Origin of the sequence: Bradyrhizobium sp. NC92, from assembly GCF_025200865.1 — a bacterium.
GTDB lineage: Bacteria > Pseudomonadota > Alphaproteobacteria > Rhizobiales > Xanthobacteraceae > Bradyrhizobium.
Genome location: NZ_CP104171.1, coordinates 6,828,844 through 6,854,225, shown reverse-complemented (window position 1 = coordinate 6,854,225; position 25,382 = coordinate 6,828,844). Strand labels below are relative to the sequence as shown.

Below are 25,382 nucleotides of genomic sequence, written 5' to 3'. Positions count from 1 at the left end.
CGGACGTACCAGGCAGGTTACGTCTGATTTGCGATCGTAAGAGCGCGCGGCTAAGATCTTCCCGGCGGCTCCTGAGTAGGTATTCTTGCTGTGCCAACGAGGCGCTTCGCTGTGGATCGGCTAATTCATGCAATTGAGCCAGGGGCCGATTCGACCGGGATCATGGTGTGGCTGGTACATCGTCTTCGCGCACGTCCGGTGTCTGCAACACTCTAGTCGCCGTCGCGGAAAGTATGATCCCTGAACAGGAAGCCCGACCACATGCGCTGGATGACATTGCGTTCACTCGCACTGAAAGGCGATGTTGGCCTTGTCGTGAATATGCGTTGTTGTCAGAAAGCGCACTCGCAATGTTTGGAAACGGTCAAGCTGTCCCCGAACCCGCCGCTGGATCGCTATCCCCTAGAGCTGTTCCGCTGCATCGGTGTGGCCCAAATCCTGCAGCGGAGTCTCCGGCGAGGCGATAAAATAGGAGGCGCGGTTGAATCTTGATCTACTAAATGGCCACCCCGTGACGGACGTGGACTGCAGGCTTTTGGGCTTTGACGCCGGTTTCCAGCCGACAGAGCGGAAGACACTATTGCTGACTGGGGCGACGCGTGGAATCGGTCACGCCACCGCAAAGCTGTTTTCGGAAGCTGGCTGGCGCATCATATCTTGCGCGCGCCAACCGTTTAATGAGAAGCGATGCCCATGGAACTCAGGGCCCGACGACCATATCCAAGTCGATCTTAGTAACCACCGAATGCTGCCGCGGGCAATTGCCGAGGTGAAGAAGCGCCTCGCAGGTGCTCCCTTGCACGCATTGATCAACAATGCCGGCGTCTCGCCAAAAGGGCAGAATGGCGCTCGGTTGACCTCGTTGACGACGTCACTCGAGACCTGGATGAAGGTGTTCCACCTCAACATGGTGGCTCCCATCCTGCTAGCGCAGGGATTCTTTGACGAGCTAAGAGCCGCGTCAGGATCGGTTGTCAACGTGACCTCAATCGCAGGCTCGAGGGTGCACCCGTTTGCTGGCAGCGCCTATGCGACTTCGAAGGCAGCGCTCGCATCTCTTACACGTGAAATGGCACATGATTACGCACCGCATGGAATCCGCGTGAACGCAATCGCGCCGGGAGAAATCAAAACGGACATGTTGTCACCAGAAACGGAAGCGCGTCTCCTGCCGAGTATTCCGTTGCGCCGGTTTGGCACGGCCGAAGAGGTCGCGAAGGTCCTCTTCTTCCTGTGCTCGGACGCCGCAAGTTATGTCACGGGCACTGAGGTTCCGATCAACGGGGGGCAACATTTGTAGTTGTCGTATCTGACATCCGCGGCTGAGGTAATCAGTCGAGCGCGTGTTCTCATTCAGGTTAGGCGCGGTAACGCCGCAAGAGCAAAAAAGTACCGTAGGCGCCGTTGTGCCATGAAGACCTGTTATCCTTCTATGTCATCTCCTCAATTTGGCGCTTAGAGCGAGAAGACATGCAACACCAATCTCGTAAAGCCGAACAAGCCGCCAGGGAGGGCGATCATGACAAGGGAGACCTCCTCATGCTGCATATTGTGCCCGCAGGCGAAAGACCTGACTCGCAATCTGAGGCGGACCGTGAGGTGAGCATAGAGCCGTCGCTCGAGAGCGCGCTGACAAGCATCCTTGAGATTACGAAGGTACTCACGTCTCCGTGCCGGCTAGAGGTCACGTTGGCCAACGTCGTCGATTGTCTGCAATCGTTTGTGCAGATGCGGCAGGGCATCGTCTCGCTCTTCGACGATGATGGAATGCCGAACATGACCGTAGGCTCTGGCTGGAGCGAGGGAAGTGACGAGCGTTACCGAATGCGTCTGCCGCTAAAAGCAATCGACCACATCGTGGCGACGGACGGGCCGCTCGTTGCCGAAAACGTGACGATTGAGCCAGCCTTTACTGCCGCCGACATAGATATGCTCGGTGCGTCGAATGAGGTCGTGGTATCGTTCATCGGCGTTCCCATTCACATTGATGCGAAGGTCGCAGGCGCGCTAACTATTGACCGCATCGCGGACCACACCTCGAGTGTTCGACTCGATCATGACGCGCGGCTTCTTACCATAATCGCCAATCTGGTAGGACAGACAGTTAAGCTGCGCCGCCTGTTCACCTGTGACCGCGATCGGCCGATGGCTGAGAAGGACAGGCAGGAAAGGTATTTAGTCGAGCGTAAGCAGCATGCGAGGGAGCGCAAGAAAGTCCGCATCCCGGGCATCATTGGCGATAGCCCGCCACTGCGGGCCTTGTTAGAGAAGATCGCGGTGGTCTCCAGATCGAACAGCGCAGTGTTGCTGCGCGGCGAATCCGGCACGGGCAAGGAGCTGGTTGCAAAAGCCATTCATGAGCTGTCGCCACGCGCAAAGCGGCCATTCGTAAAACTAAATTGCGCTGCGCTTTCCGAGACGGTGTTGGAATCGGAATTGTTCGGTCATGAGAAGGGTGCCTTCACCGGTGCGTTCAGCTCGCGTAAGGGGCGCTTCGAACTGGCTGACCAAGGAACTCTCTTTCTCGATGAAATCGGGGAAATATCGCCCGCGTTTCAGGCCAAGTTGCTGCGCGTCTTGCAAGAGCAGGAGTTCGAGCGCGTGGGTAGCAACCAGACAATCAAGGTCGACGTTCGTGTAGTTGCCGCGACGAACAAGAACCTTGAGGAGGCTGTGGCACGAAATGAGTTCCGCGCCGACCTGTACTACCGCATTAGCGTGGTTCCGTTGCTGCTTCCGCCCTTGCGCGAAAGGCGTGATGATATTGCGCTTCTCGCTGCTGAGTTTCTTCGAAAGTTCAACAGCGAGAATAGCCGTACGTTGACCTTCGATCCGAGTGCGATGGAGGTGCTTGTGAATTGCGGCTTCCCCGGCAACGTGCGCGAGCTTGAAAACTGTGTCGAACGAACTGCGACTCTGGCGCCCGGACCGTCCATCACCAAAGGTGATTTTGCGTGCTACCAAGGTCAATGCCTTTCCGCGAAGCTGTGGAAGAGCATGCCGCGCGAGACAACACTTGTGCGGGAGCTGGATGTACCGGTGCCTGTTAAGCCTTTCAGTGAGGCGACTGAAGCTGTTGCTCTGGCCCCGCCCGTCGGCAGCGAGATCGCTCCGCTCGCGCCTGCCAGCGCAGCTCTCGTAGGGAGTCGCAGGATTGCCGATCGCGAGCGCGTCATTGCGGCAATGGAAAGGTCCGGCTGGGTACAGGCAAAGGCAGCGCGTCTGCTTGGATTGACGCCGCGTCAGATCGGGTACGCGCTGAGGAGATACGGGATCGAAATCAAGCGCTTCTAAAGCACGATGGCAGGTCATCGTTTAGCACGACGCCAACGCGATGTTACCGGCAACGGCATGTCATCCGTTCCCGATCGCGGCTGCGCCTCGAGCTATGTCTATGGCCGGCCAAGCCGAGCACGTCGCCGAGCATCGGAACGGCAAAATCGTGCAACACGCGAACAGATGTCAAACATTGGCGCTTCGCCGCCCCTGAAGCGAGTTTACATCAATGGTAGCACGATGGCTCCACTGTCATTAGGAACGACAAGGGCACATCCCTTAACCCACAGCCCTCAATCACAGAACTGATGCCGCAGGAGAAGTAGGCCAATGCGAACTGGCCGTAGCAAGGCCGTGGACGTTGCTATCGCCGCTGCAGAGAAAGGGATCCGCAGCCGGTCGATTCAAGCAAAGCGCAAGTAGTCCATACCCTCCCGCCCTCAGGTCCAGATCAACGACAAATCAAGCGGGCTGCTGTTGCATCCACGACGAATGTCGGAGATCTATCGCCGGCCAAACGTCAGGATACCACCACCAGCGTCGTAAAAACTCTTGTACCGGTCGGAGGTCTTTCGACACTGGCGCTATGGTACGACACTTGCTGATCGCTTTCCCAACTGTTGCAAAACATGGAGAAGTACATGCACATTGTCGTCTGCATCAAGCAGGTTCCTGACTCAGCACAGATTCGCGTGCACCCCGTGACCAACACCATCATGCGTCAGGGCGTACCGACGATCATCAATCCGTACGATCTCTTTGCGCTCGAGGCAGCGCTGGAGCTACGCGACAAGTGTGACGGCGAAATAACCGTGCTTACAATGGGGCCAATGTCGGCCGAAGATTCATTACGTAAAGCGCTGACCTTTGGAGCCGACCGAGCCGTTCTGCTCACCGACCGCTGCTTCGCGGGCTCCGATACTCTGGCAACAACTTACGCGTTGGCAGCCGCGATCCGAAAAATCGCCAAGGAATATGGGCCGCCGGACCTCATCTTTACCGGTAAGCAAACCATCGACGGTGACACAGCTCAGGTCGGGCCCGGCATTGCGAGGCGGCTTGGTATGCTGCAGCTGACCTACGTCGCAAAGATCAGAACGCTGGATCTGATCGCGCGCACACTTGAAGCGGAACGGCGAGCGGAAGGCGGTGTCCAGGTTCTGCTTACGAAACTGCCGTGTCTCATTACCATGCTCGAGGCAACCAACCAGATTCGCCGCGGCGGGATGGCGGATGCGCTGCGAGCCGCCCGCGCGCCGATCTTGAAATGGAGCGCGCAGGACGCCGGCGTCGAGGACCTCTCCAAGTGCGGTCTCAAGGGCTCGCCGACAGTTGTCAAGCGGGTGTTCGCTCCCTCGGCGCGGGCTGGGAAAGCGGCGCTGGTGGAGGCTCCCGAGCAGCCGGCACAAGCCCTGATCGACGCGATTTTTGAGCACCAGCCCAACCTCGAAGCGGACCTCGCCGCACTGGCCCGCGAGTAGTCTAGAGCGTTTTGCGATGAATCAGGCGGCCAGAGCACCCGCATTTCACGACGAAGTCAGCCATAGCCCAAAACATCGGTGCCAGAGCAGTCAAAGGTAAAAGTACTCAGGCCTTGATCGACCGGTGCGCAGCGAAATGGAAGTGGGGGGCTGTACGATGTACATCGACCCTCGCCGGTAAGAAGGCGTCAGGTTGACAGTCAAAGCGAGGGAAGGCGCACTGTCCAAGCCCGTGGTACACAAGATCCGCGCGGGACGATCAGCGTCGGTCTCAAGTCCAGATGCATTCCCGTGGCGGTATGTGCTGTGATCCATTGTGGGAGTCCTCCGAACCATGGGTTCTCAAGTCGCAGGTCAATTTGGAGTTCGCACTCACGGAGACAATCCCGGCGCCCTACGTGAACGCTACTCTATCTTCCGACACCGCTGCACCCTGGCCGCAGGTCCGATGAAGTTGCATGTGCAATCTTTATGGCGCGAGCGCCGAGCTCCGGAGATGCAGACAAAGAAGGGGATGGCTCCGCCATCCCCACTTCGCAGGCCGCTGGAAGGCAGGAACGCACAGTTATCTCTTAGGACGCCTCTCGGACATTGCGCTATGATCCATGTCCGTCGGAAAGCGCGAGATAAGGCAAGGTCAATTCACCTTTGCCTTCGGCAACGGAAGCGTTGGTTTCGCGGCGGCAGTGGTACCTGCAACCTGGTCTCGTTTGCCAATCGCACGCCGCACTCGATATCCTTCCTGGCATTTGTAATCGATAGGCCAAAGGATCCGGCTTTTCGCCTAACAAGAAGGCCTGAAATTCAGAAATATCTCGCTGTTGGTTGCGCCGCGACTGACCAAAGAGCGCAAAGTTGCAAGTCAACATCGATGGCCTCGGCAAATTGGCAAGCTCCGGCAGCTACCGCCGCTATGCCCATCGTCATGCTATTGTAGACAAGCGTGAGCTTATGGCCTTGTCCAGTATCACCCACGTGGACAATATTCTCGCAAAATGCGGTAAGAAATCGTCCGTGAAGAATGCGAAATGACCTGAGAAATAAGCAGAATTGGTCTTGATGTAGTATTCGATTTTGCAGGAAAGCGGGGTATTGGACCTCGCTTTCTTGCGTTTTTGGTTTTGCTTTTGGTTGATTCGTGATTCTCTGACGGCGTCGTCGACATTGGGGATTGCGATGAGCAAGCCGCGGGATGATCGCCAGAAAGACCTGTTGCTTCCGGCGCTTGATCAGATCATCGACATGGGTCATCCGCTGGTGCGGTTGGCAGCGCTGATCGACTGGAACATCCTGAATGAGCGCTTCAGTTCGGTGTGCCAAGCAGGGTCGGGACAGCCGGGCTTGCCGACGCGGCTAGTCGCCGGCCTGTTCATTTTGAAGCACATGCACAACCTGTCAGATGAGGTGCTGTGCGCTCGCTGGATCGAGAACCCCTATTACCAATACTTTTGCGGCGAGCTGAGCTTCCGCCACCGCCTGCCGTTCGATCGATCGTCGATGACGCGCTGGCGGCAGCGGCTCGGCGAGGAGCAGCTCGTTGCGCTAATCCAAGAAAGTCTGTCGGTGGCGCACAAGACAGGCGCCCTCGGCCCGAAGGACCTGGAGCGCGTGGTGGTCGATACCACGGTACAGCCCAAGGCGGTTGCACATCCGACTGACGCGCGGCTGCTGCATCGAGCAATCATCAAGCTGGTCGGGCTCGCCAAGCGCAACCGTGTGCCGCTACGCCAGAGTTATCTGCGCTTGGCCAAGCGCGCCGCCATCATGACCGGCCGCTATACCCACGCCCACCAGTTCAAACGCGCCCGGCGGCAGCTCAAGTTCCTGCGGACACGGCTTGGCCGGATCATCCGCGACATCCGCCGCAAGATTGATGGCGATACGGTACTGGAAGCTCGCTTCGGCCCGTTGCTCGGTTTAGCGCAGCAAGTGCGCAGCCAGGATCAGCATCAGCGCGGTCCGAAGGTCTATGCGTTACATGCTCCGGAGGTTGAGTGCATCGGCAAGGGTAAAGCTCGCGCGCCCTACGAGTTCGGCTGTAAGGTCAGCATCGCCACCCCTGTGACGTCTCCGAAGGGCGGCCAGTTCGTGCTCCATGCCAAGGCGCTGCATGGCAATCCCTTCGATGGGCACACGCTCGGTCCCGTAATCGCCGACATGGAGAAGCTCACCGGGGTGGAGGCTCGCGGTATCCACGTCGACAAAGGATATCGCGGTCACAACCACCCGCATCGGTTCAGGGTCTGGATCTCGGGTCAGGTCCGCCGCGTCACAGCTTCCATCCGTCGCGAGATGAAGCGTCGCGCGGCTGTCGAGCCCGTCATCGGTCACGTCAAGGCCGAGCACCGCATGGACAGAAATTATCTCAAGGGACGCCTCGGCGACCGCATCAACGCTGTTCTCGCCGCTGCCGGCTATAACTTCGGCCTGCTGCTGCGATGGCTCGCAGAGCTCTTGCGTGTCATCATCCGAGCCTTCTTCGAGACCGTCCCGGCTCGAAACACCGCTTGAGCCGGGCGCCGGCGACCAGTTCTTCACGAACGACTAAGAACACGAGCGGCGGCAGGAAAGGTGTTCTCATCAGATTCAACGATGGCGTTGAGATGCCCTTGTTCTGCTTGTTCAGTGCTTCGTGTTACGGGGCGGGCAGCTCGGCGCCGTCACGCAAAAGGCTGATTCCTATGCTGGTACTCATGCGTCCTGCGCCGATTAGGCCAATTCGTTGTCCTGCGGTCGCTGCTGTTGCAGTTGATAGGGGTGTCATGACGTGCCTCATTATGAGGTTTCAAAAAGACCGCGGTCCTGCAGAATGGTCAGTAGCGTATGGTGGTCCTCAATGAGATAATCTGGTTGCGCCGCTTGCAAACGCGACTCGGATACGCATCCGCCCGTAATGGCTATGCTGATCAAGCCAAGATCGCGTGCAATGTCCGTTTCGACAGGCATGTCCCCGATGATGAAAGTTGAGCCGGGGTTCAGATTGTATGCCTGCATATATCGACGAAGCCGCTCCCCTTTGCTCATGCTCTTAAATTGAGTAGCACGGCTTTCAAACGCCAGAACCTCCGCGACACAATCGTCTATGCCATGTCTTCGTAATTGGGTGCGAAGGGGATCGACTATATGATTACTGACGATAATGCTGGAAATCTCCTGTTGACGTGCTGTTTCCAGAATGCATCGCGCGCCGTTGCGTAAAGGGGCCTTGTCCGCCAGCGGCTCATAGGTGTCATGAAAGATGGCACTGCTATCGCTATCAACCGTCTCGATCTCACTATCCGACATTCCTAGATTGCGGTAGAAAACGGAAAGTGGAACGTCGAATCTGTCTCGAAAAGTCTGCATATCGATAGCAGCGCGGCCGAGGCGGCCGAGTATGATGTTCGTGGTTTGCAGCAAGGCGTCGGCATCGTCGATGATGGTACCATTCCAATCGAACACAAGAGCAGGTTTCATCGTGGTCTCATTCACTAGACGTTTTCGTAGAGGTGATCAGCAATCAATCTGTTCAAGTTTTCATTTGCGCGTTTTTGCCCAGCAGGAGTCGGCATCTCGAACGTAAACGCAGAAAGATCGATTCCATCATGGCCCTGGGGCAGTAATGAAAGGAGAGCTTGAAAGGGCAGATACGTGACAGTAGCAGCGTTGATCGATAGAGCGATTTTGTGTTGGATTACCTCGAGCGTTTGCGGCGCGATCTTATGGAAGCGCAGGCTTTCCTGCCTCGCTTCGGATGGTAGAGTTTTCCATATGTTCCAGAACGCTAGCTCATCTATCGTCTCTATACCCATTCCGTAGTAATTCGGCGCAACGATAGGCGGCGAACCGATTGCCCAATGCACAGCCTTGGCCCCGGCGCCAAGTAGCATTTCCGTGACTGCCCGGCTTGTGTCGCCACGAATGAGGGCTTCATCGGCTACGATGATGATTCTATCTGTAACGTCTTTGCCGTTGAGGCGGTACTTTTGCGAGATGAGCGATTTGCGCTGGCCACGTGCGCCGATAAGCGTCCGCTGAGAGCGACTTACCGCGATGACTTCGTCTCGTTCGACCAGGGCAGGTTGCTGTTTGAGCAGGCTTGAAAATAAACCGTCGGCATATGGTCCACCGGTGCGCGGCATGGAAGCGATGATTATGGGAGCGGAGCTTGTTTCGACTGTTAATCGGGGCCAGAGAACGCGACCCAAGGTCATGCCTATATTGCGACGGGTTGTCAGATTAGATTGTCCGCGTACCAACGTTCTCGCGTTGGCCAAGTAAAGCGTTTCGTAGGCGCAAAGCTTGGGATTATGTCGAGCACGGCCCACAAAGCTATCAAGGCAAACACCCGTTCTGCCGTTGACAAGCTTGATGTGACTTGGCTGGATTTCGCCAACTTGGCCTTTTAGTCCGGAAAACGCGCTGTTTTCCGAGGCAAAAAGTAGAAAGCCGTCCTCGGTTTGCATGAATTCCAAAGGCCGCAAGCCACTGCGATTGCGGAAGGCGGTCAGATTTCCCAGGCCATCCAGCAAGAGTGCGCTGACAGCTCCGTCAATGAGGCCGTCGATTTCTTGAAAGGCCTTCTCGTAGTCAACGGGCCGAGCGTGCTGCCAGTAATCCCTCTGACAAATGCGTTCGATGAGCCTGAGCAAGATCTCCGCATCCGACTTGCTGCTAAACAGATGACCTTCGGCGCGCAGTTCTCCGCTTAATTCATCAGCGTTGACTAAAGCCCCGTTCAAACAAACCGCCAAATGACGGAAGCCGGCCTTGTGATTGTCAAGCGGCTCCAAGTCAGCGTAACTCTTGCCTCTGAAAGATGGGGTGCGAACGTGTGCAATTGCTGCATTCGATCTGAAGCGCGCATCCTGCTCATCATGATCAATCCCTGCCAGTTTGCGAGGTGGCCGACATGATTTCGTATATTGAAAGCCTCCTTCATGCATAAACGCGGCAACGCCAAACCCGGCCTGTCCTCGGTTTTCAAGCTTCGGCACCATGTGCTTGAGCTGATCATAAACGGTCTTCTGTGAGCGGCTTGAAGGCAACACAAATGCGCCTGCAACACCGGACATGCTATGTCTCCTTGACTATGAGTATGGATGCGGCCATCGGGGCTTGTTGTTTTTCATTCCTGTTCGGTTGCAGACATTCATGTCTGGAACCGAACACCGCGCGGAAGTAGCCCGCTCGGCTGGCGCGAAGCACATGGTCTTGCACCTTTGGCAAGCAAGGCGCGTACCAAGGTCCCTTTATGGCGCGTGAGGCTTCGTCAGTCGACTAAGGAACCGCCGATCTGGAGACTGAACAAGCGAGACGGTGTGTGGTCGCAGTATCTTCGCTCCGACGGGCATGGGGTGACGGTTAAGCTCTGTCGTCCAGGCTGGAACCAATATCACTGGTGTGCCGTGTGTGGCCAGTGCGAGCCAGAACGCGAAGAACAGCCTCGAGGATCATCTTCACGCGGAATCCAGAGGCGACTGCTGAGCGCGAAGCCAAATCTTCACATTCTGTTGTGGGAACGCAAGTGGAATGGAAAAGCTGAAAATGAAATTGACTGCAGAAGGACTGCACTGCCTCTGAGGCTCTCTACAAAGCTTGTACCAAAAAGTGCAACTACTCGAATCGCTTGAACTCACTCGCTTTACATCGGCCGCTTCAGAACCATCCGTTCCGCGAGCGCCAGCTTCGGCGCCGACGATCCGTGGCGGTGACTGATGTGCACCAACTCCATGTCGGAGCCGACCGGCACGGTCAGGGCTTCTGGCGGTAAATAAAGAATGCCGTCGAGAGAGGACCCCAGCCGACTCTCCACGGTTGCCGTCTCACAAGTGCAAGTAGCCGCGAACATTGTCCTGAAGCCCGAGCTTCCGAACCATTCCATACGACTAAGCTCGAGCTCCTGCCCGGCCTCATGCGGCTCTCCAGCATTCGATAATTCGATGATTGACGCTGGTGGGAAGTTTATGACGCCGGTTATGCCGGCAACTTTCAGGGCGTCGACAAAATCTTGCCAGCACGCGAACGGATCGATCATCACGCATCGCTGCGTAGACTTGTGCGGATGTGGTCTTATCAATAGTGCGCAAGCTTTGCAAAAGGCAGTCGTTCCAATCGACGACAGGCAAGGTTGCCATCACGAGCATGGAGCCCGCCGGAAGGCTGCGCAAAGATGGCGCGTAGATTTCCAGGAACGCGCCTTCGGGTTTAGCCGATAGCTGAGTGGCCAGCTTACCGTAAAATGTGGCCTTCACCGCGTCTACCCGATTTTACCCACCCGCACGACCAGGCATTGTCATTCCCAGTCTGCAGCATGCTTGACTTTGGCTAGGACAACGCATAATCTGAAATCGATTTCAAGTGCAAGTAAGGCAATGCCATAGCTGCTGTGAGGCGAAGCCTGAACTTCCGAAGGGCATTCGGGTCCTGAGCTTCATGACGTGCAGTTTTTCACCGGTCTGGGCACGGAGGTGCTTGTGGTGAGCGTTCGGAAGGGGGCGTTCAAGCGGAAACGCAGCGGGAGGATGACTCAATCGTCGAGCGATGTTGCTTCTGGCGGGCGCCTCGTCAACCGCAGCATCGTGCTCGCCCCGAGAAAAGGGCCAGAAATTGCAATCGCGTGACACCTGATCGCAACGAGACGGGGCGGCGGGAGCGCCTATCAGTCTGTCAGTCACCTCTTGGCACAAGGTGGCGAGCTAGCTGAAGTGCGTTTGCCACCACAGAAGCTTCGCGCAAACAGAGATGGGATTCTGGAAGAGCTCAATTAACACGGGAAGCAATTGAACATCTCTGCGATAGAGGCACCGTGTCCTCTCTCAGCCGAACAAGAGCAGGCCTCGCTCAGAAGCGTGCTTTGGCAACTGGCAGTCTCTGATTCTCGATAGTTGCCGAAGCAGCGCTCAGCATCTGTTCTTGGATCATACCGTTTAGCTCGCGAACGTCTCGGTATTGAAGAAGTGGGTCGCCGAATCTGACATGAAGCTGTGCAAGATGGGTGCGGTCTTGCAACGTCCATTTGCCGAGGATTACCCAGATGCTGAACTCAGGAGCCGGCAACCGATGACACCGATCTGGAATACTGAAGATTGAGAGCGGGGCCTCGCCCAAAGTGGAAGCAGGACAGCTCGATTCGTTCCACTAACTCTGCGCAGGAAAAGAATGAAAAAGTGGGGCTAAGGCAATGAGCTGAACCAACATAGTCCTCAGCTTCTGGTGGATGCTCACAACAACAACGATGTCTTTGCACCGGCCTGCAAACGAGACCAAAGTAAGCTCCTCCGCAGGGTGGCTCGAAGCCGATGATCGGTTCGCCAAGTCAGTTGCTGCCGGAGCAATGCAGAGGCCGGTCTTGAGTCCTACTATCTTTCCTGGTCGTGACCTGCCCCTGAATTTTCATCCAGCGGCAGTTAGAGTCTCGGGGTTTTGTACGCCAAGTGGCGCGGGTGGAGCAACGGACGATCGGCGGAGCTGGTCGGGGTTGCGCAGCCGATCGTCCGTTGCGGTGAGGTGGGCGGCGTAGGCTGCCGGGGTGAGGTAGTTCAGCGACGAGTGAGGACGCTGGAGATTGTAGTCGGCGACCCAATTGGCGATCTTGGCGCGGGCGTCATCGAGATCAAAGAACAGGGTCTCGTTGAGCAACTCGTCGCGCATCCGGCCATTGAAACTCTCGGCGAAGCCGTTCTGCATCGGCTTTCCCGGTGCGATGAAGTGCCAATCGATGGCTGCGTCCTTGCACCAAGAGAGCATGGCGTTGCAGGTGAACTCGGTGCCATGGTCGGACACGATCATTCCTGGCTTGCCGCGTCGCTCGACGATTGTCGTCAGTTCGCGGGCCACGCGCCGACCCGAGATCGACGTCTCCGGAATCGCGCCCAGGCATTCCTTGGTGACGTCGTCGACGATGTTGATGATGCGAAAGCGTCGGCCATTGGCGAACTGGTCGTGGACGAAGTCCAGCGACCAGCGCGCGTTCGGCCTCGCCTCGACCAGGATCGGGGCACGGGTCCCCACGGCCTTGCGGCGAGCCCGCCGCTTGCGGACGGTGAGCCCTTCCTCGCGATAAAGCCGGTAGATCCGGTTGATCCCCGATGGCTCGCCCTCCCGCCGCAGCAGGACGAACAGCCGGCGGTAGCCAAAACGTCGCCGCTCGCTGGCGAGATCGCGCAATCGGCCACGCAGAACTGCGTCCGGCGGGCGGCTGGAGCGATAGCGGATCATCTTCCGATCCGCCCCGATGATCGAGCAGGCCCGCCGTTCCGACAGGCTCATGACGGCCTGCAGATGCGCGACCGCAGCGCGCTTGGCGGCGGGCCCTACCATTTTTTTGAAAGCAGCTCGCGAAGGGCGGCCGCGTCGAGCACCTGCTCGGCCAGAAGCTTCTTCAGCTTCGCGTTCTCCTCCTCCAGGGCCCTCAGCCGCTTCGCCTCGGAAACGTCCATGCCGCCGAATCTGGCCTTCCAATTGTAGATCGTCGCCTCGGAAACACCGTGCTTGCGAGCCAGGTCGGCTGTCTTCGCCCCGGCCTCATGCTCCTTCAACAGCGCGATAATCTGCTCTTCCGTGAACCTTGCTCGCTTCATCTGTCCGTCCTTCTTCGGGCCGGACTCTAACTCCTTCTGGAGGAAATACGCAGTGGCAGGTCACTTCCCCCAAGCGCTCGACGTCGGGTGGTGGTCTTTTCAAGTCTGAGGCGGTGCGACATCCCACGAAGCAAGTTCACGAGGCGGGATTAATCGAGGTGACCGGCGAGGTCAATCCTCGTCAGTTCCCTCGAGTCCCTGAGCCGACCATTATCCGTATTGAGACTTCCAACTCGAAAGGGCGCTCGTCAGCTGAAGACGTAGATCCGTTAGAGGTGCTAGGGAGGAGGTTTAAAGATGACGGGATCGCTTGACGGAAGCATGTCGCACGCTTGCATCAGGCAGCCGCACTCCACGGGCCGCAATGCTGCCATGGAAATTGATAAAATTGATGCTCGTATACTTGATCTCCTGCAGCGGAACAATCGCCTGAGCAGTGAAGAACTCGGCGCGAAGGTGGGCTTATCTGCATCCGGAGTTCAGCGCCGACTTAAGCGCCTACGCAGGCAAGGCGTGATAGAGTCAGATGTCTCAATCATCTCGCCAAAAGCAATCGGCCGAAACGTGACTATGCTTGTCTTCATCTTCTTTGAACGCGATCGCGCCGACATCATTGATCGTTTTAAGCGGGGCATCCGCAAGATGAACGAGGTGATGAGCGGATTTTACGTCACCGGCCAAGCCGATTTCATCCTACTAGTGACTGCGAACAATATGGAAGAATACGAGCACTTCACCCGTCGCTTGATAAGTGAAAACCCAGATATTAAGAGGCTTGAGACTATAGTCGTCCTAGATCGAGTCAAAGCCGGGTTCACTTTACCGATAGGATTTCTGGCCTGCTGGTGACAAATCGCGCTCAGACTGTTGATAGTCTGTCGATGCGGCCTGGTTGGAATGAGCAGGAATTGAAAAACTTGATGTGGTGGAACGGCGCGCTCCAACCGCATCAAAGTGCTAAATGTGCTTCGACTCGGCTCGCCACTTCACCGCCTGGTTGGAATTGACGCCGCGGTCTCATTCAAGCGGAAGCAAAGAGCGGCTCGGACGAACATCGATGGGAAATCCGGAAGTCCGCTCTGGTCGTTGTCGGGGTGACAGCCGTCTTGCGGGTTGCCCGAAACGAACGCTCGGGGGCGCGGCTGAAGCGACTTCTCGCCAGACACCCCGCCAAGATTGCCGCCGTCACGCAGACCAATAAGACGGCGTGTATCATCTGGGCGCTTGTGAGCAAGGGCGGAAAGTCGTCCCGACCGATTAGCGACTACAACGGTGACGCAGTGATCGGCACAGCGATCTGACCGGCGCAAGCCGGCAGAGGGCAATGTGCAACAACAGGCGATGAACCCACTGACGGAAATCGCGAAACGAACGAAGCTGCTGCTCCCTTTTGCGCTCAACCGCGCAAACTTGAGTTAGCTTCTCGTTCCGCGGATCTCATCGAGGCCAGCGGCCATATGTGCCGCGCGCAACGGCCGGACATATGACTGCTCGTTCCACGTACGAAAATCGACTGAAAAGCTCTTGCGTCGGCCGCCGTTCCACATACGTGATGACATCGGAATCGCCACGCCTCGGTGCGCGCGTATCCACGCTTGGCGCTGCGCGAGTGAAGTTGCGCCTTCGGCTTCATCGACCATTTCCTTCGCCGATCGCGCTCGCGACAGCCGACAAGTTGCCTGCAGAAGTAGCAGTGAGTGAGGTGGAACGATCATGGCCCGCACTAGCCTCGATCTTGCGCGCTTAGCCTGTGGCCGTAATCCTGATATCATCGCACTCGCTGGTGAGGGACATCGATACGCACGACCGTCAGTATGGCCTCAATTTGTAGTGCTCATCAAGTCTGCGCGAGCCAGACGTGAGTCAATTGAGCAACTGGTCTCCTCAGCCGCGGTCGAGCACACTGAAACAGCGTTAGTCTCCTCACTGCGGTTGCCTTTGAGTTGATCGGTATCCGACGTTTCAAAGACGAAATCGGCCCTGCCATGTCTCCGGGGCGGTAGATGTTGCGCGGCTCGTCCACGACAAAAGCGCCATGACGCTCGTCAGCCGGTCGAGATCAGGGCCTCGTAACCGCATCTATTCGGGGCCGACAGCGAGCGCGTGGGCACCTTGCGCACACGCATGGGCATGCTCGTCAACGGTGGGAAGACCCTTAAGGGCTTTCAACAGAAGTCACTTATACGAAGATGACTGCGCAATGCGTCACGCTCTTCGCCAAGATCTCGGAGTCGTTCAGCGTTATCGGATTGTATCTCCTGCCACTCGATGCGATCCGCGGCGGTCCACACGTAAGACTCGCGATCGAACCGATCTTTCTCTGCCTTATTAAACTCCATGTACAGCTGGATGTCGCGCTCAACTTGGTCGAGTTGCTCCTGGAGAGTTCTTGGCATCAGCCGTTCCTCGGCTCCCACTCTATCCGGCTTTTGATCTTTGACGCTATCGGTGCGGCGTTCAGTAGACCTTCTCTTCTCATGGAGACAATGCCCTCATCTTGATTGAAGGTTGTTCGGCCGTTAGACGTTTCGGCGTCAGGGCGCGACTCTCTGCATCACACAGTTCAGATGATCCAGTCCAGCGTTGTGTGGAAGAACTGAACTGCCCGAGGGAGCGGCGGAAAGCGCCTCGGCGCCTGCAAGATCACAGTTCTTCTTTGGCTTTGATTTGTGACTTCTTTGGAGAGTACCGGCCGCCATCATTCCTTGGGAACCCCACTGTTCAATCTCACAAGCCAGAAAACTTGTTGTGGTGTAACGGCCCACTCGCATCAAAGTGCTAGAACGTGGTCGTGTTCGAACGCCACAAAGGAGGGGCCGTTCCGTGAGGTACGTTATCACCCTCGGGCTCGAACTGGCCAAGCACGTTTTCCAGGTTCGCGGAGCGAATGCCGAGGGCGAACCCAGTTCGGAAGCGGCGGCGCAGCGAAGTTCTGCGCCTCTTCGAGAAGCTGCCACCATGCCTGGGTGGGGATGGAGGCTTGCGGTAGCGCGTGCAGTCGCAGCTCTCGTCATGAGGTGCGGCAGATCGCAGTTCAAACGAGATTGACTGATGCTCTTCGCGCTAGAACAGGGTTGCCATTCGTTCTTCGCGGCCACGAATGCATGCTCGGCCGCTGAGCGGGTTCGCAAATCGCCTCAGCGTGGACGCATCGTTCTTCTGTCGCTTCAGAACGGATTTACGTAGGCCGGCGCGATCAGCCGAAGCTCGTTGTCCAAAGGAGTTAGTAAGTTGGCGAGCCTATGAGCCTCGCCTCATGCCTCCAACGCGACGGTGCAACTCGACTGAGCTGCGAACAGCTCCAAGACCTAACCTCGGCTGATCCGCGTCCCGAACAACGTTACCGCCTCGGTCCACCCGCGAGCGTGAAGAACGTGCTTTGGCTGAGATAACATTTGAGATGGCCGCTTTCCTTCAAGTGGTGCTCTAAGCCTCCACTGACGCATCGGTGCCGTCGGCAGGCGTCCACCCCATCATAAATGGCTCAGAGCCCGCCGTTTTGCAGCGAGAAGATGCTTATCAAGCGTTGCGTGCAGCGCATCCCGCAAATCTGGAGGGATTGAGCTGTCTATATCGATCATCTCCCGAAATTTCCGAATAATGTGTTCTATCTTTGCCACAGAGGCGAGTGCTTCTTCCATTCGTGACGTTGTCATGGCTTATTCCTTGACGCGCTCGCATTACGCTGAGAACCTAAGCTTCGGCCATCGCTTCCGATCGTCTCGGCGGCGCTGGTCCTGAGGAAACCGCGCGGGTACCTTGGTTTGGCCACGGTCACGCCAGTCCCAGCTACGATGAAGGAGGCGCGTGTTGACACGTTGAGCGAGCCCCACAGATCTCCGCCTGTGTCAACGATGTCAAACGCGATCGGGTGGCGCACTCACTCGGACCATTTGTGCTCCTCATCGCGCAACCAGCCCGACCACTTCTTCGACGGTTTCGCCACGCACGCGCATCGCCACCAATAATCCCCCGATCTGCGAGGAGGGCGCTTGGACCGACACCATGGTGTCGAGGGCTGTCGCGGGTTCCTCGAGCGTCAGCGGGGCGCGGGTGGCAACTTTGCTAATGATCGATTGGAGGGCGTTCATTGTTCTGCGCCGCTTTGTCGTAGTCCAGTTGCCCGGTTGCGCTTGCGAGCGCGGCCTCAACCCGCCGGTCCACCTCATCTTCCTGCCGACTCCACGCTTGTTCTCTGCTGATAGCCTACCTAAAGGCTGTGCTCCCGTCGGCTCGATCCGAACTCGACGGTTGCGGGATGGCGTCGGCTAAATGCGGTGCTCTCAGTCGAGCACCATAAGATCGGCATCACTTTGGAGTCTCCTTTCTGCGTTCAAAAACCCGGGCACTTGGAAAGGATCGCGATTTCCATAGTAGGCCCATGCAGCGCCGCTATCCGCTCCGGTCGGACCTCCTGTTCGTCGTCGAGGTCTGCGCGGCTCAGCTTCGCTTGGCGATCCTACAACCTGACGCTACGCAAGATTCAAGATCTCCATGAGATTAATTCAGGCGATTTGGACTGCAACGCATGCGCGCAGTGTCCCCTAATTGACCGTGTCTTCTTCTGTTGCACGCCGCACGGCGCTGAATCCTTCACTGTGAGGGGCGTGACGGGTTGCATGGCCTCTGGTAGAAGTTATCGATGGTCGATGTGACCCAGCCTTCATTTGAAGGGGGCGCTCCTCGATTGGCGTTCAGGCGCAGGTAGGTAGATAACTTAGTAACCGGTGCTTGCATCAACAGCCCCCTACAGGTGGAGTCTCCAGTGACTGCGATGATAGTCGGAATCGACATGCGGACGATGATCGTCCGCACGTCCGCAGGCCACTGGACGCCTGAATCTTGTCATCGACAGTCGATGAGTTTTGTGGGACGCCGCAGTATGGGAGCCGAGTGAACGTGCCTCATGCTTGGCCATACCTCACTTCAAATCTGGCTTTGCTCTGGCGCTGTCGCGAGCGGAGATGACGTAGCGACATTGATGACTCAGGCTTGCCTGCTTGGCTCTGAGACACGCGGTGATCGCAGTGGCATCCGGGATGTGGTTGCTACACAGGCGAAACACGTCCTGTATGCAAGCGTCCTTCTCCGCGTCGGTCGGGGTCTGATCTCCCGCGGCAGCCAGTTCGGAGCGTAAAGATACAGTTCCAACGCTAACAACAAAGAGGATTGCATACCAGATAGTTTTGGGCGGCAAATACCAGTGCATTGTTTGTGTGAGAGCCACGATGTCCTCCTCAAGAGTACGTGTTCGGTATCGGTGATCGTGCGCCAGGCGCGATCCAGCCTGTTATGCAGAGAGACGGGTTGGAACATTCAAGGCGTTAATGGCGGAGGGAAGCGCTTGTCTCGTACGTGCGAACCGAGGGCTTCATGAGACCACGATTACAGCCAGCAGACGAGATCGTCATCCCGCGAGTTTGCGCCGAAGCAGTCTGCTGAGACTTCTGTGGGAAGAAAAGCGCGATTAAGTGTTGAGAGTAAGATGCCAAACTGCTTTTTGAACGCGCCGAAGAGATGCGGAGGTCATTGGACGAGATCTCGCGTGTTCGCCGGGCCCCGACCAGATATGTCAGACGAGCGGCATTTCGGTACAGTGCGTTGCCCAGCGACCCCTGCGGGGTGAGTGTAGAGGGCGAGGCATGCGCAGTTCTCATTAGCTCTCAGGGCGATCTAGAGTGTGGGTGAGGCACCGATTGCGGGGATCTTACAATCTAACGCTACGTGCGATTCAAGACCTTTCGAAATCCGATGTGTGAATTTGTCTGAACTTGTACATTTGAGTGCGTTCTGGCGCGAACCGTAAGCGGAGTGTGCCGGATGAATCGCCTCACTTTTGACAGAACGGCGATCGACTACGGGCTTTGTAGGACTGCGGGGCGGGCGCGGTGTTTGCGAGTTAGTGTCTGAAAAAAAACGTGATCTAATCGGGAGCGTCGTGAAGTGCACGTAGCGTCTGTGTTTGATCAGGACGCTGGGATAGAATGTTGGTGACTCGGGACGGGGGAGAGTGTTTGCAGAAGGACATATTGGACAGAGTCGGGCAAATCGGATTAAGCAAATGTGCGGAGCACCAACGTCGCATTTTTGCAGCATACGGATTGCATGTTCAGCGCGATGAATCCGAAAGAAATCTCTGCGATCCCGATCACTGGAGAGGCCATGCGGAAGCAACGCGAATGGGCATCTTTGGCTGACGGAAAAGCTGGCGCGGCGGCTGTTCAACATCGCCACGAGTATGACAACCTGGCGCGGCGCGCCCAAGAATGGCGGGCGTGCATGAACGATCGCGAGTCAGCCCCCAGCCGGCAGTTCTAGTGCTCCGCAGCTTCTCGACAGAACCTCGAACGGGTCGCCAAGGGCAGGAGGTCTATTCCCTGGCTGAAGACCGCATCGACCGAGTATCTGACTTCCGCCGCTAGCTGCGTAGCGCCCTCGGGCTCTCCGGCCGGACGCTGGATGGTGAGCCATGCCGCGCTCAATTCGACTGTCTGCAAGCTACGTACGCGCGGTCTACTAAGAGGCCTAAAGCCAGTCCTGAAGCCGCAGCATGCGCCAAAGGCGGTATCGTCGACTACCTGTCGGGCCTTGAGGCGGCGGGGCGCTTTGGCAGTTCGCGGCTGCCGGGATGCATGCCTTGACGAGTGCATTTCAGTAAAAGAGCGTGCCGACCGCCCACCATATCCCAGCCCAGAGCAGCGCATTGAAAAGAAGCGCAGCAATCAGCCCGTAGTTCCAGACCCTCCGCGGTTGCGAAGCATTAATATGCGAGCTGCGATAGGCAGTGTTGCGTTCGAGCATCGGCTGTCTGATGGGCACGCGTTCTTCCTACACTGATCTAGAGCTACCGGGAGATTTGCCTCAGAGCGGCTTTCAGCGAAAGCCACGTCGCATCGCGGGCGACTGTCATCCTCAGCAATCTGCATGCCATGCGAAAAAAAGGTCGCAGCGCTGAATCATATGAGCTGAGGCGATTTCCGAGCCACATCAGGGAGTGGTTTAGCGAGGGCATTGTCGGTTTCGCAACATTGACGTCTTCGACCTCACCGACACGACAACGCGTTCCTCTCATCAGAAGCATGCCTGCACGAGCTGGCGTGTCCTCATTCGCTGGCGCTATTCTCGGAGTTGCTCGATCAACGCGACGATTGTTTTGCAGCTGAGAGTCTCTGTTTGCGTGTGCGTACGCGCGCACAGTGAATGAACTTGAACCTTTTTTTGGGCGGCTGGGCGAGAAGTCGGCTGGTGAGACAACTAAGGAAGGTATTCTCCATGGCCAGGGCTGGCAGGACTGTCTTGGCCAAGGCTGCCGTAGCACGGTGCACCCGCGGTCTGCGGCGCAGTGGACGTTCAGCCTCACATCAGTTCTTCTCCGTCAGATATTCGAGCATTCTGTTGCAAGCCCCCTCAGCCGTGGCGAACGTTCGGAAGGGCGAACCACCGACTTTTATGGCGCCACGGCAATCGCCAAGTGGTCGCCAAGACGCCACATAGCCGGAACGTCCGTGAAAGCCGGGACCGGTCGGGGTCTCATAGGTGATCACAAATGAGAAACCATCCTCCGTTGCGCTCCATACTTCCAGATGCTCGATGGCTCGGTGAAATTGAAGGGTCATCGCCAGTCGTTCACCTGTAGTTGGAAGCGTGATGCGAGAAATCGAAATGGACTGGATGTGTTGTGGGGACGCAGAGGCGTCATTGTCGCCCCGAAGATCGGTCTAAGTGACGTTTGGGCGCGGCATCGACGATCGCTGCAAGATAAGCCGACACGAACTCTACAAAGCGGTCCACCCGACCAGTTGGTCACTCTCTTGCGATAATCGGGCCAGTTGCGATGTTGCCCTTCAAAAATGTAGCCGCGCTCGGCTTGAGCATGTCATGCAAGTTAAATGTCTGAGGCCGTACGCGCGCATCAACGGCAAGTTAGACCCGACCGGGCAGCGGGCAGAGCGATCAGTCGCGCCGAAACACTTGTCCCTGTGAATGCGCCACCTGCGCTTCTGTCACATTGCAAGCGCGGTGCCGAGATCCCACCGTTTCGCTATTGGCGTAAATCCTGCACCGTGTCTTGCGGTACATTGGTCCTTTTAAAGTTATCGATGATACAGCTGGAGCGGTTGCATTTCCAGAGCGACTCATGAGTCACATCGGGTCGCAAGTCGTCGGTGAGGCGAGAAGTGTCAAGATGAGTCTGACCCTGGATCGCATGGAGAGCCTCGGCGTCAAGGCAGTCCAAATTATCAATGAACCGCTAATTGGCTACCCAGACGATGGCAGCCCTAGTCGGCTGCTAGGCGTAGAATTGGTCCGTGGCGCCACACAGATGACTTATTGCCACTGTTTCAGGCTCGGCGGGCAGCGAGGATACGAATGCCTAAGTAGTACATCGGGAGGCACGATCGATCGGGATATCATCGCGTTTGCGACCAAACCCGGGTGAGGGGGCTAGATAGGCTGTTCGCCACTCCGGATTACTTGCCAGGTCTCAATGCACCGGGATGGGATATGAGCAGCGACATAGTCCAGCGTCTCTCTGTGTCAGCCTGAACGGTGGGCGAGATGGGCGGGCCGCCTACGCTCATTGAATAGCAAGAAGTCCGATCAAGCTCACCTTGTCGTGCAGCCACTGGCGCCTGAAGGCAGGCGGTGTAGAGGAGCAGGGCAAGCACTGAGTTGTTATGACAATGAGACGGCTTGGTCGAGATGTGGAGAGGAGGCATCAGAGTTCAACAGAACTCAGTGGAGTGCAGTAGATGCTCGACGTCTACCGCTTGCTTAACCGATGGGTGAAGATGCATCAGTATGCCGAGCCATGGTGCTTGAGCTTGGGGCTCAGGAGCGAGCTGGCGCCAATTGATGAGATGCAGAACAACGTCATCTATGTGGATTTCAACGATATGCGCGGAGCAAAGGAGACAGCGTGCGATCGCAGATCATAGAAAAGCTTGAGGCGGGCCGCATACGATCGGGCCGACTTGCCAGCGCTCCTGGATCAGGTCCTTGCGGCCAATTTCTTGTGCAAGGGCCCTGTGGCTGTCAGCTCAACATCACCGCACTCGTCCGCCCAGGCTGGGAGCATGTCTCCGTCTCGACACCACGGCGTTGTCCAAACTGGGAAGAGATGTGCTTCGTCAAGGACCTGTTTTGGGACGAAGAGGAATGTGTGATGCAGCTGCATCCGCCCCATTCGCAATACGTGAATAACAGCCGGTACTGCCTGCATCTCTGGAAGCCCATCAAGCGGGATATTCCGATGCCGCCACCGGGCTTCGTGGGCATCGTTGGGCTGGGACCTTCCGAGGCAGCTACCTTGCTTGCACAGATGCAAGCGATATCGTGATGGGCTGCATGGATAATCGAGGAGGGGGTTCTGCTCCGCTTACACCTTCGATAGTTCCATAGGCGAAGCAAGCGCCCTTGATGGAAGGCAAAGACGGACGTCGATTGCGATGTCGCCGATCAATCGGCACGTCTCGCCTTACGCCAAGAGCCAAACTGGCAATATTGGCATTCCGGTGGCCACGGCTGGGCTGGCCTCACCTTCGCGCGCGACCCCGACGGAGCCGGCGCTGCAGGTTTTGAGTGGCCGCTCCGTCGGGGCAAGTTGCTTCTTCCGTAGGATTGGATCACATCGAATCTTGCGCCAGCATTTGCGCCGGCAGGCAGTCATGATGGGCTGTTTCGCCCAGAGCAAGGGTGCACTGGCTGACCTCTCGGTATTGAGGCAGCCGGAAGGTACTTGGCGACGTCGATATCATCTTTGGTGGCGAGCGGCATTTCGTGATGCCCGCCTTCACCAATCGCGAGCGGCTACGGCCGATGTCGTTCACGCGGTCCGCTTGGTAAGGCTCCGCGGTCGGCCCAATAGCGGCGCCGGCCTCAGGTGACCCGTTCGGGAGCGTGTTACATATCGCTCGTCGACGTGGGGGATCGCGCGTCGGCCCGCGTCCTTCAAAATGGAGGTGATCCCAGACATCACCTCGATCCAGTCCTCGGGCGCGGCACAGACGCTGGCGCTGAACGATGTCGGCCAACCTTTCCTGCGGCCGTCGGGCGTGAGGATCCGGTGCTGGCAATGACTTGTTAGCACGATACATAAATCGCCTACGCGCATCCGACGCGACCTTAGTGTCTCGAAGACTGATGGCGTAGATCCCAGAGGTCGTCGATCTGAGTTTAAAATCGGCCCCGTCGCTCAAATTATGAGAGTGGGCCAGTCAGGGATTCAGGGGCATCATTGAACTTGGACGATACGTGTCGCCGGTAAGCATCAGCTCCTTCTTCGAGTTGCTTACGACTTGTCCATCCGGTCGTCCTGGGCTGTCACGCCGGCTTGCATCATATCCAGTGATGTAAACTATATACGTTGATATGCGTTGCGGCGGTACGTATGTCGTGTGATTTCGCTCTAGAAGAGGGAAGCTTTAGTGGATCTGCGCGCCAATGGAAAAAGTCGACGAACATCTGCACATACTTTCGCTGCTTCAGAAGCAAAATCCGGTTATCCTGGACATCGGTTGCAACGATGGAACGGATACGAAACAGTTTCTCAAACTGTGTCCACACGCCCAACTATACTGCTTTGAGCCGGATCCCCGAGCGAGCGCTCGCTTCAAGAAGAACATGGGTCCGGATCTTGACAAGGTGAGTCTGTTCGAGATCGCGATCAGCGATCGAAACGGGAGGGTCGATTTCCATCCAAGCAATGGAGAAGGAGATGCAAAAGAATGGGACCTCTCTGGCTCAATCCGCCGTCCGAAAAATCATCTTACCGAATATGATTGGGTCCGCTTCGACCGTCCCATCTCAGTTGAAACCCGACGCCTGGACGACTGGTGCAGCGAAGCGGGTCTGAGCAACATTGATTTGATCTGGATGGATGTGCAGGGAGCCGAATCTGATGTCATTGCTGGAGGGATAGAGACCTTGAGCAACACGCGCTTCATCTACACGGAATATAGCGACCAGGAGCTCTACGAAGGGCAGTTGTCCTTGCGAGCCATCCTCGATCTATTACCATTCTTCGAAGTGTCGACTCACTACCCGCGCGCAGCGGAAGGCGATGTCTTGCTCAAGAATACGCGTTTTTGAGGCAGATCCCTTCATCTGCACTGGTGCGGAAGTGGCCGCTATGTCTCGAGGTGTGACAGAAGGGCTGAAATTTGCTTGAGGCTGCCGTCCCTGATGGCGGCTGCATCGTGCTAGCTCACGTTGCGCGGAATGATGACCCGCTCCAGTCAAGGTGATGGTGCCGGTCGCCGCGTGGGTAAACCGCTCCGCCAGAGGTTCGATTGCGCGCCCTGGCGGTTCACTGCTGAGTGCGAAAGGCTGCGTGGTACAAGCCAGCTCGCAATAGCGGATCAGCTCAGCTGCGTCCATTTAACCGTCCGCAAGTCCTCGTCGGCGCGCGTAAGCCAACGAAAGGACCTTCCGTGACGGGCCGCTGTAAGCCCGACCAGGGCCATGGTTGTTGTTCATCTGCCGCCGGATGGGACATCGCATCGGCTTGGTCCGGGGCGAGATGGTCGCGGCAGTTGCCGCGTCGACAAGGAAGTATCTTCCCGCCAGGGAAAAAAAGGCCCGGCCTCATTCTCTGAAGCCGGGCTAAGTCAGACTGGAACGGAGCGATGCTGTTACGCATCGCACCAATCGTCGGCAAAGGGAGAGTTGCCAACGGCTTATTTGCGGCTAGGAGTTGCCGCAAATTCTAATACGAAATCGACATCCGATCTAAATCTGGTATCGCCTCCGTCTCTGCTGAGGATGAGATCAGCCTACGCTGTCGAGCAGCCCGCGACACGCGGATGACTCGGTCAGCATTCGCTCGCCGCTGGTAGAGTGGGCCATGCGGAAGCGGGATGGCGGTACGCGGACGCCACTCGAAGGCCATGACGCCAAAGACATGAGAATGCCACAGACAAGTATGCCGTCACCCCAGATGCTAAGGGGTAGCCTGCGTTGGTTTGCCAGAGATCTCGGCCTCATTCCAAGATCGTACAATATGACGCTACGTGCGATTCAATGCCTTTCGCGAGCGGTCGCACAAATTCTCTAAACTCCTGGC

18 protein-coding genes are annotated in these 25,382 nt (G+C 57.1%); 10 read left to right on the top strand and 8 right to left on the bottom strand.

Translation table 11 applies throughout. The features are described from left to right. The first annotated feature begins 511 nt into the window (after positions 1-511). The 5 genes from N2602_RS32065 (at position 512) to N2602_RS32045 (ending at position 7,268) form a co-directional block, all read left to right on the top strand. Entirely contained in the window at positions 512-1,300 is a 789-nt protein-coding gene (locus N2602_RS32065; RefSeq protein WP_409241935.1) for an SDR family NAD(P)-dependent oxidoreductase, read from the top strand. A gap of 239 nt (positions 1,301-1,539) precedes the next feature. Beyond that, positions 1,540-3,294, top strand: a complete 1,755-nt coding sequence (gene nifA, locus N2602_RS32060) for a nif-specific transcriptional activator NifA (RefSeq protein ID WP_409241934.1) — start codon at positions 1,540-1,542, stop codon at positions 3,292-3,294. A gap of 623 nt (positions 3,295-3,917) precedes the next feature. Next, on the top strand, positions 3,918-4,757 hold the full coding sequence (locus N2602_RS32055; protein WP_260380598.1) for an electron transfer flavoprotein subunit beta/FixA family protein: 840 nt from the start codon (positions 3,918-3,920) through the stop codon (positions 4,755-4,757). An 855-nt stretch (positions 4,758-5,612) separates the two neighbouring features. Further along, positions 5,613-5,789 carry a hypothetical protein gene (locus N2602_RS32050; protein WP_260380597.1) on the top strand — a complete coding sequence of 59 codons (177 nt, stop codon included), beginning with the start codon at positions 5,613-5,615 and terminating at the stop codon, positions 5,787-5,789. 144 nt (positions 5,790-5,933) lie between these two features. Beyond that, on the top strand, positions 5,934-7,268 hold the full coding sequence (locus N2602_RS32045; RefSeq protein WP_128266813.1) for an IS5 family transposase: 1,335 nt from the start codon (positions 5,934-5,936) through the stop codon (positions 7,266-7,268). Positions 7,269-7,532: 264 nt separating this feature from the next. Here N2602_RS32045 and N2602_RS32040 read toward each other — a convergent pair whose 3' ends face one another. From N2602_RS32040 to N2602_RS32025, 4 genes are all read right to left on the bottom strand, one after another. Continuing rightward, positions 7,533-8,213, bottom strand: coding sequence for an HAD family hydrolase (locus tag N2602_RS32040; protein ID WP_260380596.1), 681 nt, complete (start codon positions 8,211-8,213; stop codon positions 7,533-7,535). 14 nt (positions 8,214-8,227) lie between these two features. Further along, positions 8,228-9,811, bottom strand: coding sequence for a hypothetical protein (locus N2602_RS32035; protein WP_260380595.1), 1,584 nt, complete (start codon positions 9,809-9,811; stop codon positions 8,228-8,230). Between the two features lie 569 nt (positions 9,812-10,380). Continuing rightward, on the bottom strand, positions 10,381-10,773 hold the full coding sequence (locus N2602_RS32030; protein ID WP_260380594.1) for a hypothetical protein: 393 nt from the start codon (positions 10,771-10,773) through the stop codon (positions 10,381-10,383). A 1,358-nt stretch (positions 10,774-12,131) separates the two neighbouring features. Next, positions 12,132-13,318, bottom strand: a protein-coding gene (locus tag N2602_RS32025) for an IS3 family transposase (protein WP_260380593.1) whose coding sequence is annotated in 2 segments (ribosomal slippage) — positions 12,132-13,066 and positions 13,066-13,318 — 1,188 coding nt in all. Because the reading frame shifts where the segments join, the coding sequence is not laid out codon by codon here. 372 nt (positions 13,319-13,690) lie between these two features. Between N2602_RS32025 and N2602_RS32020 the strand changes: the two genes are divergently transcribed. Both N2602_RS32020 and N2602_RS32015 read left to right on the top strand, forming a co-directional pair. Further along, positions 13,691-14,167: an Lrp/AsnC family transcriptional regulator gene (locus N2602_RS32020; RefSeq protein ID WP_260383749.1), complete on the top strand. Its 477-nt coding sequence runs from the start codon at positions 13,691-13,693 to the stop codon at positions 14,165-14,167. Between the two features lie 112 nt (positions 14,168-14,279). Next, entirely contained in the window at positions 14,280-14,519 is a 240-nt protein-coding gene (locus N2602_RS32015) for an IS110 family transposase (protein ID WP_260380592.1), read from the top strand. A 2,272-nt stretch (positions 14,520-16,791) separates the two neighbouring features. On the opposite strand, the gene N2602_RS32010 is transcribed toward N2602_RS32015, so the two are convergent. The 3 genes from N2602_RS32010 to N2602_RS39030 all read right to left on the bottom strand — a co-directional run bounded on the left by N2602_RS32010 (position 16,792) and on the right by N2602_RS39030 (position 17,409). Further along, a complete protein-coding gene (locus tag N2602_RS32010; RefSeq protein WP_260380591.1) occupies positions 16,792-16,974 on the bottom strand; it encodes a hypothetical protein in 183 nt (60 codons plus the stop codon). Further along, entirely contained in the window at positions 16,971-17,135 is a 165-nt protein-coding gene (locus tag N2602_RS39035; protein WP_409241933.1) for a hypothetical protein, read from the bottom strand. The genes N2602_RS32010 and N2602_RS39035 overlap by 4 nt, the downstream gene beginning before the upstream one ends. Positions 17,136-17,220: 85 nt before the next feature. Then, a complete protein-coding gene (locus N2602_RS39030) occupies positions 17,221-17,409 on the bottom strand; it encodes a hypothetical protein (protein ID WP_409241853.1) in 189 nt (62 codons plus the stop codon). 2,014 nt (positions 17,410-19,423) lie between these two features. Here N2602_RS39030 and N2602_RS32000 point away from each other — a divergent pair. Continuing rightward, complete coding sequence (locus N2602_RS32000) at positions 19,424-19,636, top strand: hypothetical protein (RefSeq protein ID WP_157286249.1); 213 nt, start codon at positions 19,424-19,426, stop codon at positions 19,634-19,636. 333 nt (positions 19,637-19,969) lie between these two features. Here N2602_RS32000 and N2602_RS31995 read toward each other — a convergent pair whose 3' ends face one another. Continuing rightward, positions 19,970-20,137 carry a hypothetical protein gene (locus N2602_RS31995; RefSeq protein ID WP_260380590.1) on the bottom strand — a complete coding sequence of 56 codons (168 nt, stop codon included), beginning with the start codon at positions 20,135-20,137 and terminating at the stop codon, positions 19,970-19,972. 1,934 nt (positions 20,138-22,071) lie between these two features. Between N2602_RS31995 and N2602_RS31985 the strand changes: the two genes are divergently transcribed. Next, the gene (locus N2602_RS31985; protein WP_157286246.1) at positions 22,072-22,257 is read left to right on the top strand and encodes a hypothetical protein; all 186 of its coding nucleotides are present in this window, start codon (positions 22,072-22,074) and stop codon (positions 22,255-22,257) included. A gap of 1,504 nt (positions 22,258-23,761) precedes the next feature. Further along, positions 23,762-24,409 (top strand): FkbM family methyltransferase, encoded by a 648-nt coding sequence (locus N2602_RS31980; RefSeq protein ID WP_260380588.1) that lies wholly within the window; start codon positions 23,762-23,764, stop codon positions 24,407-24,409. The last annotated feature ends 973 nt before the right edge of the window (positions 24,410-25,382 follow it).

Bases quoted from the DNA above. Each gene is read 5' to 3' on its own strand.
- N2602_RS32045 (WP_128266813.1), top strand. From the start codon at position 5,934: ATGAGCAAGCCGCGGGATGATCGCCAGAAAGACCTGTTGCTTCCGGCG.
- N2602_RS32035 (WP_260380595.1), bottom strand. From the start codon at position 9,811: ATGTCCGGTGTTGCAGGCGCATTTGTGTTGCCTTCAAGCCGCTCACAG.
- N2602_RS32030 (WP_260380594.1), bottom strand. From the start codon at position 10,773: ATGATCGATCCGTTCGCGTGCTGGCAAGATTTTGTCGACGCCCTGAAA.
- N2602_RS32020 (WP_260383749.1), top strand. From the start codon at position 13,691: ATGGAAATTGATAAAATTGATGCTCGTATACTTGATCTCCTGCAGCGG.
- N2602_RS39030 (WP_409241853.1), bottom strand. From the start codon at position 17,409: ATGAACGCCCTCCAATCGATCATTAGCAAAGTTGCCACCCGCGCCCCG.
- N2602_RS32040 (WP_260380596.1), bottom strand. From the start codon at position 8,213: ATGAAACCTGCTCTTGTGTTCGATTGGAATGGTACCATCATCGACGAT.
- N2602_RS31985 (WP_157286246.1), top strand. From the start codon at position 22,072: ATGCTCGACGTCTACCGCTTGCTTAACCGATGGGTGAAGATGCATCAG.
- N2602_RS32010 (WP_260380591.1), bottom strand. From the start codon at position 16,974: ATGACAACGTCACGAATGGAAGAAGCACTCGCCTCTGTGGCAAAGATA.
- N2602_RS32000 (WP_157286249.1), top strand. From the start codon at position 19,424: ATGTTCAGCGCGATGAATCCGAAAGAAATCTCTGCGATCCCGATCACT.
- N2602_RS32055 (WP_260380598.1), top strand. From the start codon at position 3,918: ATGCACATTGTCGTCTGCATCAAGCAGGTTCCTGACTCAGCACAGATT.
- nifA (WP_409241934.1), top strand. From the start codon at position 1,540: ATGCTGCATATTGTGCCCGCAGGCGAAAGACCTGACTCGCAATCTGAG.
- N2602_RS32015 (WP_260380592.1), top strand. From the start codon at position 14,280: ATGTGCTTCGACTCGGCTCGCCACTTCACCGCCTGGTTGGAATTGACG.
- N2602_RS31980 (WP_260380588.1), top strand. From the start codon at position 23,762: ATGGAAAAAGTCGACGAACATCTGCACATACTTTCGCTGCTTCAGAAG.